This is a genomic window from Wolbachia endosymbiont of Drosophila nikananu (assembly GCF_028981865.1).
GTDB lineage: Bacteria > Pseudomonadota > Alphaproteobacteria > Rickettsiales > Anaplasmataceae > Wolbachia > Wolbachia pipientis_B.
This window is the reverse complement of record NZ_JAPQLL010000051.1, coordinates 1-15,276: the sequence shown is the minus strand read 5'-3', so window position 1 is coordinate 15,276 and position 15,276 is coordinate 1. Positions and strand designations below refer to the sequence as shown.

Below are 15,276 nucleotides of genomic sequence, written 5' to 3'. Positions count from 1 at the left end.
CTTGTTGCACTAAAGTATAGCCAAATTCTCGTGCCTTTTTGATCAAATTTTTTACAGCTCTCTCCTTATATCGTGTTTCATAGTATTCCATTCCTTTTTCTACATATTCTTGTCCGTATTTGAGCATACTATAAAATATGCATGCTATTTTTCTTGCAGTAGCTGTTATTGCTTTTGGTGCTCCTAATCGTTTTTTTAATCTCCTGTAGTATGCACCCAATGAACTTTTACTATTTCCTACAGAATTAGCAGCCATTCGAAATGCATTCGCAGCACGATTAATGACTTTACGCGTTCTTGTGCTAAACACTTTTTCTCCTGTAATTTTATTGGCAGGGCTGAGTCCTAACCACGATGAAAAGTGTTTTTCTGTTGACCATTTATTATGGTTTATACCAGTTTCTGAAATTATAGTCTGTATACTTAGTATATCAAGCCCTGGAACTTTAGTAAAATCCATACCAGTTATTCGGTGCAGTTCCTCGTGCAAAGCAAAGTCAGGCTTACTTTTTCTGTGCTTATTCTTTTCCTTACTCAACTGTTTACTTTCGTTAGATTTTGTTTCAAACGTTTTGTAATAGACCTCAATATTTCTATCACATTCTGCTATTTTTTCTTGATAAATATTATATAGTTCAAATTCTTGCTTTAGCGTGAATACATGTTCCTCTCTATAATCGCCAGCTAACGCTTTTGCTATAGTAGACTGATCATTTTTTATTCGTGCATCCCTGAATTGAGCCAATTTCCCAGAATCTCTTTCGCCTTTAATTATAGCCTTGATAATTTTCATACCAGTTACTCCTGTTATATCTCTTATAACTCTATGCAGTTGTATATTCATTTGAATTAATGCCTTCTGCATACGCAGAACATGTGTAGATGCACTTTCAGTGAGGTTCTTACGTTGTCGCACGTAACTACGCAATACACATATCTGGCTATCTGGCCTAAATGACCCTTGGAGTAATCCATAACTATGTAGTTGTTGTAACCACTGACAGTCCTGAACATCTGACTTTCTCCCAGGTACATTTTTTACATGTCGCGCATTTACCAACTTAACTTCAAAACCGTAAGATTCCAGTATTTGAAACAAAGGAATCCAATATACACCAGTTGATTCCATCGCTACGGTTGTAACTTTACACTTTTTTAACCACCTTGCTAAATTATGAAGGTCTTCAGTGAAGCAGCCAAATTTTTGAACACGTTGCTCATCTCTTCTCTCGGGTATACATACATAATGTACAGCCGAACCAACATCTATCCCTGCTGCATCAGGATTCATTACCTCTAATTTACTTTTTGTCATTGTAATTGACCTCCTATAACTTATAATGAAGAAGTATTTAAGCTTGGGACGGTTAGATTATACAATCTTCTAATCGAGGTAGTCGTAATAGACTCCATCAGTGGTTTAACCGTTCCTCCAAAACCATGCTCCCAAACGGGCACTCTAGCACCATTGAGCGTCCGGTTATAACTGCAAAAATACTTCTTAATAAATTATATTTAAAAATTGTTATAGCACTGGATAAAATAGTTTCTTTCAGGTTTAACAAGATTTTTCCTTGTTCGATGCTCTTAACTGACTCAGCAGGTTCAACCATACCAAGAACATTCTTTACCAAAGATTTTTCTTCACAACTAAATATGAACATGTAATAACCCATCGATAAAGTGAAGAGCAAGAACATAGCCGGAAGTAAAAACAGAGCTAATACATTTTGTGACGCAGGGAAAGTAAACCAGGTAAAAGTTGCTATTGACACAGTTACAAGTAATCCTAATAAACATAATTGTACTTTTCTTCTATAATTCTGATCAATAACTGTACTTACACCAATAGAAGCTATATCAATCATTACTCACACTTCATTAAACAATAATATTAACTAAATGATAGCATTATTGTGATGAAAATGCAATATTATGAATATTTGAATACAATTTATATTGACAGTTACAATTCTGAATGTTTTATTGCAGCGTTAGCTGATTAGCATTTTAAGCTAGGGTCAAATCTAATAGAGAGAGGATTTTTTTATTTTCTCATTCTTCTCATTTTCCTCTCTAACAATTTTTTTTCCGCTTAATATGTCCTTTATTTCATCTCCTGTTAAAGTTTCAAACTCCAGTAGATTCTCGGCAATGAGATCTAAGCCTTTCTTATGCTTGGTCAAAATGTCTTTCGCTTTTTCATGGCAAGAAGACACAACTTTCTTCACTTCTTCATCTATAAGTTTTAACGTATCTTCAGAAATTATCTCAGAACCATGCATAGTTTGTTCGCGATTGTGATATATTGGACCTATTTTGTCGCTCATTCCCCATTTTGTTACCATAGAACGTGATAAATCTGATGCTAGTTTTATATCTGAAGATGCGCCGCTTGTGACTTTATCGTAGCCAAAAATTAGCTCTTCTGCCACACGTCCACCCATTGCAACAGTTATATCTGCTAGCATCTTTTCTCTTGTGAGGGACACTCTATCTGTTTCTGGTAGTCTCATAACTAAACCGAGTGCCCTACCGCGTGGAATAATTGTTGCCTTGTGTATAGGATCAGAAGCAGGCATATTAACAGCAATCACCGCATGACCAGCTTCATGGTATGCAGTCAGTCTCTTTTCCTCTTCTGTCATAATGAGAGATCGCCTTTCCACACCCATCATCACTTTATCACGTGCATATTCGAAATCATCCATGGTAACAATCTTCTTGTTTCTTCTTGCAGCAATAAGCGCAGATTCGTTCACTAAATTTGCTAAATCAGCCCCTGAAAAACCAGGTGTTCCTCTTGCAACTGTTTTCACATTGACATCAGGGGCCATTGATATTTTCTTTATATGCGTATTTAATATTTTCTCGCGCCCATTTATATCGGGTAAAGAAATAGTAATCTGCCGGTCAAAACGACCAGGCCTAAGCAGTGCTGGATCTAAGACATCCGGACGGTTAGTCGCAGCAATTATTATTACGCCCTCATTAGACTCAAAGCCATCCATCTCAACTAATAACTGATTTAATGTTTGTTCTCTTTCGTCATTACCACCACCAAGACCAATGCCACGATGTCTACCCACCGCATCTATCTCATCTATAAAAATTATACAAGGAGCATTTTTCTTGCCTTGATCAAACATATCACGAACACGGCTCGCACCAACACCAACAAACATCTCAACAAAATCAGATCCAGAAATGCTAAAGAACGGCACATTAGCTTCTCCTGCAATTGCACGAGCAAGTAAAGTTTTACCAGTTCCAGGAGAGCCAATTAAAAGGCACCCTTTTGGTATTTTTCCACCTAATATTTGAAATTTTTGCCTTTGTTTAAGGAAATCAACGATTTCTACTAGCTCTTCTTTTGCTTCATCAATTCCGGCAACATCATCAAATGTTACTTTTTTCCCACTAGTCATGAGTCTAGCCCTTGACTTGCCAAAGCTTATAGTTCTGTTGCCCCCCGCTTGTGTTTGTTTAAGAAAGAATAGCAAAAAGCCAATAAAAATAAATGTTGGGACCCATGAGATAAGTAATCCACCAATTACGTTCATGACAGAATCTCCAGTTGAAAAGGAGAATCTCACTTTTCTATCATGTAAATTTTTTATTAGGTCGCTATATATAACACCGCTTGAGTTGAAACTTGAACCATCCCTAAACTTGCCCTCAATGCTCTGGTTTTTTATGACAATATTTTCTACATCATTGTCTTCTAGTCTAGTTAAAAATTCCGAAAAAGGTATGGTTGTTTTACTTCTACCTACATTTCCGCTGAACTGAATATAAGCAACTGAAATAAGAACAATAATTACTAACCAGATCAATAAGCCTTCTAAAAATTTTTTCATTTCTATTTCTAACTAAGTACTAATCAAGCTTACCAAATTTTGTTTTATTGTGCTATTAATAATGCATTGAGCCTTATCGTCATTGGTATTTTTTCTGTTATAATTTACATCAGGATAAGCAAGCACCTTTCCATCTTTTTGTACTGTAGGCAAAGAATAGTGTAGGAAAACTTTGTTGCACAAAGTAATTTGTTAATAAGATGACTTTATATAAATTGCTGGGAACTATTCCGTATACCATGCTGGTTAACTGTCTGTTCTACTCTTGCCTCATTTATTCTTTTCATTTTTTCCAATTCACGATTAAAATCATCCATAGTAATAGTAGGAATAGTGCCTTTATGGCTTCTGTTCATAGCATTATATTTTACTTTTTTTGCCAAATCAGATAAATCAGCTCCTGAACAATTAGAAATTCGGTGTGCAATTTCTTCCAGATTTACGTCTGGTGCTCTTTGTATATTCTTTAAATTGATATTCAATATTTTCTCACGCTCCTTTTCTTCAGGTAGAGGAATATGAATGTACTCACCTAGGCGCCCAGGTCTCAAAAGTGCTTTATCTATATGAGACAAATGATTTGTTGCACCAATTACTATTACATCTTTTCTAGATTTTATCCCATCTAGTTCACTCAATAACTGAGTGATCATCCTCCTCTCTTCATTATTAATAGCAGAAGTTTCTGAATTATTTCGTCTACTAACGGCATCTATTTCATCTATAAAGAGTATGCAAGAAGAATTTTTTCTTAATTTTTCGAAAAGATCACGAATGTAAGCTGGACCAGCACCCATTAATGGTTTAGAAAACTCAGACGCTGAAACACTATAGCACGGAATATTAACCTCGCCTGCAATTGCACGAAAAAGGAGGGTTTTACCATTTCCGGGGGGACCGTATAAAATGTAGCCTGTTGGTATATCACAATTGGATTGTTCAAAATTTTTTCTATTTTTTATGAAATGGCAAATCATTTCTAATGATTCCTTCACCTCATCGGAGATTGCAACATCACTAAATTTTAATTTCTCTTCTTCTGTAATTAATTTATCGTCTAAGCTAATGGTAAAATTTTTTTCGTATATCACCCAGCCAAATACTAGCACACCTAGAAATATTATAATGGAAATGCTATTTAAAATGACATCTGCATTTATGGCTTCTGTTGAAAATAGAATGTGAACCCTTTTATCACGTAAAATTTTTATGAGATCATTAGATATAATACTGACTAACTTAAAACTTGATTCATCCTTAAATTTACCTACAATACTATTTCCATCTATAACAACACTTTTTATGTCGTTACTTTCTAATCTGTCTGAAAATTCTGAAAAAGATATAGTAGTTAGACCTTCACCTTGAAAAAACAGCATATAAATTGCAAAAATGGTAGCAACAATTGCCAGACATAAGAGAGCAATTTTAAGGAATTTCCACCGAGTCATTTAATTTTCACCTGAAAGAATTGAGCTTATCAGATTTTCGTACAATATGTTAGTAATAATACACTTAACTCTATTATTATCGATTTTCTGATTACTTTGACATGTACTAGGATAAGCAAGCACCTTTCCATCTTTTTGTACTGTAGGCAAAGAGTAGAAAACTTCAGGGCAGCAGTTGTAATCCTTCAGAAATTCAGGAACTTTTTGTATTTTTTTTAATGGAGCGATGATAACTGAACACTCTTGATTTCCGAGTATTGTGCAGCTAAATCTGTTATCCCATTGAGTAGGTTCATTTAAAGGTAGGTTTACGGTAATTTCTTGTATCCTTGACGATTCTCTAATTATTAAGATATTTTCTCCATATTTTCTTATTTTGCACCCAGAAAGTGTGCAGTTAACATTATTATCCTTTTGCAATATTTTATTAAATATTACGATAAGGCTGTTGTACCTTGGTTTATAATGTTTACTAGCAATTGCCATTATAGAGTAAAGAAGAATCCTCAAGGCTATTTCCTCTGGCAATTGATAAAATTCACTTAGTTTAATTTCAATATAACCAAGATCATGAACATTAACACAGTCATTAAATGCAAGGCGTGTGTAGTGCATCAACGCTTTTGCAGCTCTTTTCATATGAAGGGCTGTGAGGCATATTCGCTCTGTTAAAATCTCTTGATTGTCACTTGCTTTAAGTAAGTTACGGTATAAAGTTCGCCTGTATTTTAAGTTATAGTTGCTTCTATCTTCGATCCATTTTAACTGGTGAAGCTTAGCGTATTTTTCTATTTCACTACGACTAAAATTTAACAATGGCCTAAATATATAAATACCATTTAAGAAAGATTCGTAATCCATTGATGATAATCCATCTACGCCACTACCTCGCTCCAATCTTAATAAGAACGTTTCTGCTTGATCATCTTTGTGATGAGCAACGAGCAAACATTTAACATTATTGTTTTTACACCACTCTGCTAGTAACTTATATCGTGCTTTTCGTGCCTGTAACTGAATATTACCTTTAATATTTTGCTTCTCCCAATTTAATATGAACGACTCCTTTGCTCCAAGTTCTTTTGCATAACTTATAACAAAATCAGCTTCTTTTTGAGACTCTGAACGTAACCCATGATTTACTGTTAATGCTATAGGAAGTGAAAGCTTGTTTTTTTTTGCCCAGTTAGTCATTAAGTGCAGTAAGACTATACTATCTACACCACCTGATACTGCAACTGCGATTTGGTTATGGAAAGCAAAGCTATTAGCTATATTTTGAAATAATAACTCTAATTTCATTATGTTTCTTGATGGCCAGATAGTCTCTACGTCATACAGTGACTTATTTATGGTATATATAGATCTCACTAACAAGCAGCGAAATTGCTCTCTTTTGTCATCCCAGTGCTTGACACTGGGATCCAGGTTTTAGTGCAAGAAACTATTTCTTTATTCCAGAAAATGAAAATTCTACTCTACGATTTTTAGCATGCTCTTTTTCATATTTAGAATTTCTAGAATCATCTTTTACATTAACCAAAGGCTCAGTTTCACCCTTAGAAGCAGTTTTTATTCTGTTTTCTATGTAAGGTGTACAACTAACCATAAATTTTTTAGCTGCATCTGCCCTTCTAGCACCTAGCGCAAGATTATATTCATGAGAACCACGGTTGTCAGTATGACCAGTTAAAGTAACCTTTGCGTCAGGGTTATCTTGTAACACCTCCATTACGTCAAGTAATGCATCTGCACTTACTTCAGTAATACTAGATTCATCATAACCAAAGAAAACTCTTTTATCACCTATCTGCTTAACAACAGAATTCATTTTATTTGTTGTATTTGCTCCTTTTTTGGGGCAAGAACTTACACCAGTAAGTAGTAAACAAAAACAGCACATTATAACCAGTCTACTCCACATTACTAAACCTCCATAAATTTTAAAATAGTGCGTAACTTTAATTTCAGCACCTAATATCTCCCCATATTGTAATATAGTCAAGAGAAATAAAATACTAAATACTTTTTCTACAACCTTACAATTAATTTTCTTATAATATGCTGGACTCTGAGTAGAAAAATCCAATAAAGGAATAAAAAGTACAATTTTTTATTGTATTTCAAGCAAATATACTTTTAACTTTATTATTAATCTATTACGATATTAAACAGATGTTTTCTAAAACAATGAACAAATTATGAAATCTTATAAGTTTTTAGAGGAAGTATTATATAGGGTGAAAAATATCGAAAATACGCTAAAAGTACTAAACCAAAGCCAATTGAATATAGAGGACAAAATTGAACAAATGAGTCTTCTAGAAGAAATCAGACATGAAATTATCTCTCATGACGCAATAAAGGAATCATTAGCAGATGCTCTTGGTAACAAAAAAAGTGCAAATATTCAGCAGCTAAAGTTAATAGAGAGAATACATAAAAGCAACAGTGCTGTTCCTGTTGATTTAGTAAAGTCTTTATCCAAAGCTAAGGTTGAATGCCAAAATTTATGGAAACTATCTCATTCTGAAACCAGTAACTTAGAAAAACTAAAAGAACGTTTTACTGATTTAATCAAACTCATTCGCGAAGTAGCTTCTGTAAAATCGCAGCAATTAAAATGCTCAAAATACGACTCACTGCTTGCTGACTATGACTCTGATATCACAGAAAAGAATATAAGGGAAGTATTCCCCAAGGTAGGCAAAATTTTTAGCGAAAATGTGGATAAAATAATTGAAAAGCAGAAAAAGGATAAGGTTATTAATATACAAAGAGTTGCTACTCAGAAGCAGATTGAACTTGGCTCGTTATGTTTACAGCAAATGGGTATTGCACTAAATGAGATTCGTACTTCTTATTACTACTCTATAGATTATGACGAATCTGATTTTTGTTATGGTTTATTTTCACTTTTACGGCATAGTGGTTATGCAATTTATCAAAAATGTTTAGCGCAAAATTCTATAAGTAGCCCAATTACGAGACATGTTATGTATGAAACTCAAGGGTTATTCATGGAAAGGATGATTGGAACATCCAGAGAATTTATTGAGTTCATTCAACCACACATAAAAGAGAAATTTGCTATAAAAGGCAAAACTAATAGCAGTGTTGAAAATTTGCACTTGGTTTTCAATGAAATAAACCTTTCCTCTTCTTTAAAGAACGCAGATGAATTTAGTCTGTTAGCTCATATTATGTTGAGAACTAGGTTAGAACAGGATATAATAAATGGTACATTGGAAGTTAAGGATCTGCACGATGCGTGGCTGGGAGGTATGAAGCACTATAAAATTCCAGTAAAAGCTAAAAATGAGCTGGACACCTATTTTCAAGATGAATATTGGGCAAGCGGTGTTATGGGCTACTTTCCTATAAAAATTATTGCTTTAATTGCTGCTGTGCAGATTTTCTCTTTCGTTAAAAAGAATCATTACGAATCATTAAGTGCTGTAATAAAAGGAGATTTTAGTTTACTTATCAGTTGGTTATCTCAAAATGTATACAGTGCAAAGTGTGGCCTGGAACTGCTAAAAAAAGTAACAGGTAAGAGTTTAGACGTTGAGTGTGTTATTTACTACTTATCTGAAAAGTATAATTTGTCTTAATAAATGGTTTTCTTGAGTTATGTATGAATTTTGTTCGAAAATTAACCGGAAAGTTTTATAGCCTTTTTACTTTCAAAGGTTTGTTTGCTAGCGATATTGCTATAGACCTTGGTACTGCAAACACTTTAGTTTATCAGAAAAATCAGGGAATAGTGCTTGATGAGCCTTCAGTTGTAGCAAGAATAAAAGAAAAAGGAAGTTACGTTCCTTATGCTTTTGGTAAAAAAGCTAAAATGATGCTTGGAAAAACGCCTGGAGAAATAGAGGCGATAAGGCCCTTAAAGGATGGAGTTATTGCTGATTTTAAAAGTGCGGAAGAAATGCTAAAATATTTCATACGCAGTGCAAACACAAAATTCACTGTTAATAAACCTAATATTATCATATGCGTTCCATCTGGATCCACGCCAGTTGAAAGGCGTGCTATACAAGATGCAGCAGAAAGTGCTGGTGCAAATGAAGTATTTTTGATTGAAGAACCAATGGCTGCAGCAATCGGAGCTGGGCTCCCGGTTACTGAACCTGAGGGTTCTATGATCGTTGATATAGGAGGCGGTACAACTGAAGTTGCAATTATTTCTTTAGGCGGAATTGTTTATTCACGTTCTGCCAGAGTAGGTGGCGATATTATGGATGAAGCAATAAAATCGTATATTCGTGAAAGTCATAAGTTATTAATCGGTGAAACAACTGCTGAAAAAATTAAGAAAAACGTAGGTTCAGCTAGTCTGCCAGGTGAAAATAACAAAGAGGGAATGATAATTAAAGGCAGGGATTTAGTGAGTGGCATGCCAAAAGAAATGCTTTTATCAGAATATCAAGTTGCAGAGAGTTTAATAGAGCCTGTACATCAGATAATTTCTGCTATTAGGACTGCACTGGAGAGCACTCCACCTGAACTTTCCTCTGATATAGTCGATAGAGGAATAATTTTATCCGGTGGTGGTGGATTATTGCGTAACTTGGGCAAAGTTATCAGTGAAACAACAAAACTACCAGTTCGTGTTGCAGATGACCCACTTTGTTGTGTTGCCTTGGGTAGTGGAAAAGTGCTTGAAAACATGGATTATTTTGGCCATGTTTTATTCAAGCAAGATTAAATTGTTTTTGAAGGTAGTTTATCGAATTGTTTTGATGGAGTTATGTAATATAAATGAGATCCCAGTGTCACGCACCAAGTAATTTGAAGGCAACTTCTAGCAGGAAAGGGTGTCATCCAAGTAGCGTGGCTACTTGGATCCAGGAAACTTGATTACAAATAAATATAATGAATTTGTGTAATAGAAACTAGATTCCAGTGTCAGCTACTTTCATGACATTATCTACTATGTAAATTGCCCCCAAATCAAAACGTTTGCACAGTTGTATGTTGGAATGACACAAGATTTGCGTTTATAAATTAAGACAATTATGCTAAAAGAATTTAAAATTGAACCTCTGCTAAAAGATAAAGCTCCGCACCAGACCAAGGCTATTGTTGCGATGTCCGGGGGAGTTGATAGCTCCGTTGCTGCAGCACTGCTATATAACTTTGGGTACCAGGTGATAGGTGTGACTCTTCAACTCTATGGCACTGACGGTAATGCTAACGCAAGAAAGGGTGCATGCTGCGCTGGACAGGATATTTATGACGCTAAGCGCGTGGCTGAAAGTGTTGGCTTTCCTCACTATATTTTAAACTATGAGGAAATATTCAGAAAGGAAGTAATAGAGGATTTTGCAAGTACCTATATGCGTGGGGAAACTCCCATACCATGCGTAAGATGTAACCAAACGGTAAAATTTCGTGATCTATTGCAAGTTACAAAAAATCTTGGTGCGGATGTGCTCGTAACAGGACATTACGTGAGAAGATTAGAAAAAAATGGTGAGGTAAAGTTGTGCAGAAGCATTGATAAAAGTAAAGATCAAAGCTATTTTCTATTTGCTACAACAAAGGAGCAGTTGAAGCTTTTGCGATTTCCACTAGGTGGGTTCCATAAAAGTGATATAAGAAAATTAGCAAAGTATTTCAGCTTACAAATCTCTGAAAAGCCGGATAGTCAAGATATATGCTTTGTTTCCGAAAGCTATAGTAAAACAATAGCTAAATTAGCTCCACAATCTGTACAGAAAGGTAAAATTGTGGATGTGAATGGAAAAGTGCTAGGTGAGCACAGTGGCATAGTAAATTTTACAGTAGGGCAAAGAAAAGGCTTAGGTGTTGGGTACAGTGAACCTCTTTACGTGATAAAAATTAATACAGAGAATAATGAGGTTATAGTCGGGCCGATCAACGCATTAATGCAAAAAAAAATATTGATCAAGGAGTTAAATTGGTTAGAACAACCAAAGGAAGGTATGGAAGTAACTGTGAAGCTGAGATCATCACATGCGGGAAGTTTAGCAACAATACATTCAACTGACGAAAAAAATAAAGCCTGTGTCATTTTAAACGACGATTACTTTGGCATCAGTCCAGGTCAAGCCTGTGTAGCGTATAAAGATGAGCAAGTAATTGGCGGTGGATGGATATGCTCTTAACTAAAGGGCTTAATTCTTTGATACAGAGTGTAAACGTACAATAATATTTATTGCTATTTTACCCTATATCGCTTGTACTATAAAGTAGAATATTGTAGGTTTTGCAATGGTAAAAGAAATTGAAGAATTAATAAAAATTGTTGGTAAGGGTAATTTGCTTGAAGCATTGTTCATATGTATGGGCAGCTTTCAACATGATGGTGAACGTGATGATTGTAGTATAGATCGTAGAAATCACCTTGGAATATCTATATTTGCAAAAAAAAGCAAGGAAGAACATCTAGATCACTATCTCAATCTCAAATTTAGTCTACAAGGTTTGCTTTTAATTTATAACAAAGCTTATGTACTTCTTAGCAAAGACAGGGAACTCAGCGTTAAAGAAGTTATAGATGAAATTTATAAAGTTATTAAAAAATCTGAGTTAAAAAAAGACTTGGGTAAAATGGCAGATGATAAAAAGTTAGATACATTTAATACCTTGATCAATCCTAGAGGAGAAAAGGTATTGAAAACAGAAAAAGATTTTGAGGATCAAATAATTAAAGATGTTAAGGATGTACTTGAGACAAGTAATATAAAAGATCCTGACTTATATAATAAAGTAATTGATTATTACTATTCTATACATGAAATAAATGTAAATAAAAACATTACATTATTATTTTCTAGTCCAAAGATGTTCCAGCATTTATTTAGTACTGAGAATGATCAAACAGTAAGTATAGATCCATATTCCTGTATGTACTTTTATGTATTAGCTGGAATGCTGAGTGTAATCGAACCAGGTAAAAACGGATTGGCTGTGTATGGATTGAATGACTTTCGTATAGGCAGTACTAGGTCAACTTTTCCTAATCTTTTTTATTTGGATAGTAATAGGTCAACATTACCTCCTTATTATCATTGTAAATGTGTTGAAAATTTTTATATTGATCCATCGTACCGTACACACTATGAAAATATGTCATATAATATTCCAAAAGAGTTACTCAAAAATCAAGATAGGTTTGAATTTGAAAGGATAGTAAATAGAAATGCATATTGCTTAACTAGATAAGAAACAAAATACACGGAACACAAAAACACAGTCTGTAAACTTATTTTGGGTATGTTTGTATTATCTGTTGGATTATATGCTGCTGATTATTTCTTTATGGAGCAAAAATTGTTCAACTCAATGAAAAATATTTTGCCACAAGACAACATTACCAATCTAGCAATTGCTGCGGTGCTTACTATTGTAATAGTGTATGCTTTATTTCAATTATCACAGAAACCACCGCTTTCAACAGTCAATGGAATGACGAATGAAAATTTAGAATCGCTCCATGCAAAACAAGCTTAGAACTACATAAATGTAGCAACTTAAAAGTACATATTGTATAATGCTTATTCTTAAGTTAAGAAGGTAATTTATGGATTTAAGTAAAATAACAGCGGTACCAAATGCGGTGAATGTGGTAATTGAAATAAGTGCAAATGCTGAGCCTGTAAAGTATGAATTTAATAAAGAGCTTGGGTTGTTACAAGTTGACAGATTTTTGTCTACCTCAATGACTTATCCTTGCAATTATGGGTTTATACCAAATACCTGCGCAGGTGATGGTGATCCTGTGGATGTTTTGGTGCTAACTCAATTTCCCTTAGCATCTAGTGTTTTAATATCGGTGCGTCCAATAGGCGCATTACTCACTAAAGATGAAAAAGGAGAAGATGAAAAGATATTAGCTGTGCCTGTTTCCAGTGTTGATAGCTATTATGACAATATAAAGGACTATTCTGACTTATCTAAGAACCTATTAGATAAAATTGCTCATTTCTTTTCTCATTATAAAGATCTAGAGAAGGGAAAAACGGTAGCAGTTGGAGAATGGGTTGGTGTAGAAGAAGCAAAGAAAATCATTGAAAAAAGTAGAAATTAGTTTACATTGATTTAGCCTGGAATTACAGTTATTCGGAAAAACGTGGTTGTTTTAATGGGTAAATATTGGTATCCGTTCAGGCAATGGCGTCAACTTAAGGGATGTTAAGGACTACAAGAAACAGCACTTTTGTTTCTATTTTATTTCAACAAAAAAGTTTAAAATGTGTCCTTTTTAGAGGATGCATGCAGAAAGGTTATCTTACAAATTAAAAATACAATATACTCGAAAACTTTTCAGAAACTCCACTGTATTGGGTTTCACACGAACAAGCTTTTACGACAGTATTTTCTATAGTTAATTAAGAAAAGTTTAGGAGCATCGAACAAGGAAAAATCTTGTTAAACCTGAAAGAAACTATTTTATCCAGTGCTATAACAATTTTTAAATATAATTTATTAAGAAGTATTTTTGCAGTTATAACCGGACGCTCAATGGTGCTAGAGTGCCCGTTTGGGAGCATGGTTTTGGAGGAACGGTTAAACCACTGATGGAGTCTATTACGACTACCTCGATTAGAAGATTGTATAATCTAACCGTCCCAAGCTTAAATACTTCTTCATTATAAGTTATAGGAGGTCAATTACAATGACAAAAAGTAAATTAGAGGTAATGAATCCTGATGCAGCAGGGATAGATGTTGGTTCGGCTGTACATTATGTATGTATACCCGAGAGAAGAGATGAGCAACGTGTTCAAAAATTTGGCTGCTTCACTGAAGACCTTCATAATTTAGCAAGGTGGTTAAAAAAGTGTAAAGTTACAACCGTAGCGATGGAATCAACTGGTGTATATTGGATTCCTTTGTTTCAAATACTGGAATCTTACGGTTTTGAAGTTAAGTTGGTAAATGCGCGACATGTAAAAAATGTACCTGGGAGAAAGTCAGATGTTCAGGACTGTCAGTGGTTACAACAACTACATAGTTATGGATTACTCCAAGGGTCATTTAGGCCAGATAGCCAGATATGTGTATTGCGTAGTTACGTGCGACAACGTAAGAACCTCACTGAAAGTGCATCTACACATGTTCTGCGTATGCAGAAGGCATTAATTCAAATGAATATACAACTGCATAGAGTTATAAGAGATATAACAGGAGTAACTGGTATGAAAATTATCAAGGCTATAATTAAAGGCGAAAGAGATTCTGGGAAATTGGCTCAATTCAGGGATGCACGAATAAAAAATGATCAGTCTACTATAGCAAAAGCGTTAGCTGGCGATTATAGAGAGGAACATGTATTCACGCTAAAGCAAGAATTTGAACTATATAATATTTATCAAGAAAAAATAGCAGAATGTGATAGAAATATTGAGGTCTATTACAAAACGTTTGAAACAAAATCTAACGAAAGTAAACAGTTGAGTAAGGAAAAGAATAAGCACAGAAAAAGTAAGCCTGACTTTGCTTTGCACGAGGAACTGCACCGAATAACTGGTATGGATTTTACTAAAGTTCCAGGGCTTGATATACTAAGTATACAGACTATAATTTCAGAAACTGGTATAAACCATAATAAATGGTCAACAGAAAAACACTTTTCATCGTGGTTAGGACTCAGCCCTGCCAATAAAATTACAGGAGAAAAAGTGTTTAGCACAAGAACGCGTAAAGTCATTAATCGTGCTGCGAATGCATTTCGAATGGCTGCTAATTCTGTAGGAAATAGTAAAAGTTCATTGGGTGCATACTACAGGAGATTAAAAAAACGATTAGGAGCACCAAAAGCAATAACAGCTACTGCAAGAAAAATAGCATGCATATTTTATAGTATGCTCAAATACGGACAAGAATATGTAGAAAAAGGAATGGAATACTATGAAACACGATATAAGGAGAGAGCTGTAAAAAATTTGATCAAAAAGGCACGAGAATTTGGCTATACTTTAGTGCAACAAG

At 34.5% G+C, this 15,276-nt stretch carries 14 protein-coding genes and 1 pseudogene; 8 read left to right on the top strand and 7 right to left on the bottom strand.

The annotated features are described in order from the left end of the window. Positions 1-1,321 (bottom strand): IS110 family RNA-guided transposase (locus OZD67_RS03160; RefSeq protein WP_274999611.1); only part of this gene is annotated, 1,321 nt, incomplete at its 3' end. Positions 1,322-1,440: 119 nt separating this feature from the next. Between OZD67_RS03160 and OZD67_RS03155 the strand changes: the two genes are divergently transcribed. After that, entirely contained in the window at positions 1,441-1,668 is a 228-nt protein-coding gene (locus OZD67_RS03155; RefSeq protein WP_182183720.1) for a hypothetical protein, read from the top strand. A 359-nt stretch (positions 1,669-2,027) separates the two neighbouring features. Here the strand turns inward: OZD67_RS03155 and ftsH are convergent, their stop codons facing one another. The 5 genes and pseudogenes from ftsH to OZD67_RS03130 form a co-directional block, all read right to left on the bottom strand. Next, positions 2,028-3,860, bottom strand: a complete 1,833-nt coding sequence (ftsH, locus tag OZD67_RS03150; RefSeq protein ID WP_182183722.1) for an ATP-dependent zinc metalloprotease FtsH — start codon at positions 3,858-3,860, stop codon at positions 2,028-2,030. A gap of 12 nt (positions 3,861-3,872) precedes the next feature. Further along, a pseudogene (locus tag OZD67_RS03145) lies at positions 3,873-4,040 on the bottom strand (tRNA lysidine(34) synthetase TilS); the annotation flags it as partial. 26 nt (positions 4,041-4,066) lie between these two features. Then, entirely contained in the window at positions 4,067-5,311 is a 1,245-nt protein-coding gene (locus OZD67_RS03140) for an ATP-dependent metallopeptidase FtsH/Yme1/Tma family protein (RefSeq protein WP_259346670.1), read from the bottom strand. Then, positions 5,312-6,613: a tRNA lysidine(34) synthetase TilS gene (tilS, locus tag OZD67_RS03135; RefSeq protein WP_182183725.1), complete on the bottom strand. Its 1,302-nt coding sequence runs from the start codon at positions 6,611-6,613 to the stop codon at positions 5,312-5,314. Positions 6,614-6,755: 142 nt separating this feature from the next. Further along, positions 6,756-7,235 carry an OmpA family protein gene (locus tag OZD67_RS03130; protein ID WP_182183727.1) on the bottom strand — a complete coding sequence of 160 codons (480 nt, stop codon included), beginning with the start codon at positions 7,233-7,235 and terminating at the stop codon, positions 6,756-6,758. Between the two features lie 277 nt (positions 7,236-7,512). Between OZD67_RS03130 and OZD67_RS03125 the strand changes: the two genes are divergently transcribed. The 6 genes from OZD67_RS03125 (at position 7,513) to ppa (ending at position 13,373) form a co-directional block, all read left to right on the top strand. After that, entirely contained in the window at positions 7,513-8,925 is a 1,413-nt protein-coding gene (locus OZD67_RS03125; RefSeq protein ID WP_182183729.1) for a gluzincin family metallopeptidase, read from the top strand. 23 nt (positions 8,926-8,948) lie between these two features. Continuing rightward, positions 8,949-10,025: a rod shape-determining protein gene (locus OZD67_RS03120; RefSeq protein ID WP_182183731.1), complete on the top strand. Its 1,077-nt coding sequence runs from the start codon at positions 8,949-8,951 to the stop codon at positions 10,023-10,025. Positions 10,026-10,335: 310 nt separating this feature from the next. Next, positions 10,336-11,448 (top strand): tRNA 2-thiouridine(34) synthase MnmA, encoded by a 1,113-nt coding sequence (mnmA, locus tag OZD67_RS03115; RefSeq protein WP_182183733.1) that lies wholly within the window; start codon positions 10,336-10,338, stop codon positions 11,446-11,448. A gap of 106 nt (positions 11,449-11,554) precedes the next feature. Continuing rightward, positions 11,555-12,508, top strand: a complete 954-nt coding sequence (locus tag OZD67_RS03110; protein ID WP_259346672.1) for a hypothetical protein — start codon at positions 11,555-11,557, stop codon at positions 12,506-12,508. A 51-nt stretch (positions 12,509-12,559) separates the two neighbouring features. Beyond that, positions 12,560-12,796: a hypothetical protein gene (locus tag OZD67_RS03105; RefSeq protein ID WP_259346673.1), complete on the top strand. Its 237-nt coding sequence runs from the start codon at positions 12,560-12,562 to the stop codon at positions 12,794-12,796. 70 nt (positions 12,797-12,866) lie between these two features. Next, entirely contained in the window at positions 12,867-13,373 is a 507-nt protein-coding gene (gene ppa / locus OZD67_RS03100; protein WP_182183735.1) for an inorganic diphosphatase, read from the top strand. A gap of 301 nt (positions 13,374-13,674) precedes the next feature. Here the strand turns inward: ppa and OZD67_RS03095 are convergent, their stop codons facing one another. Then, positions 13,675-13,836, bottom strand: a complete 162-nt coding sequence (locus OZD67_RS03095; RefSeq protein WP_182183737.1) for a hypothetical protein — start codon at positions 13,834-13,836, stop codon at positions 13,675-13,677. Positions 13,837-13,955: 119 nt separating this feature from the next. Between OZD67_RS03095 and OZD67_RS03090 the strand changes: the two genes are divergently transcribed. After that, the coding region (locus OZD67_RS03090; RefSeq protein WP_274999611.1) for an IS110 family RNA-guided transposase at positions 13,956-15,276 on the top strand (1,321 nt) is incomplete at its 3' end.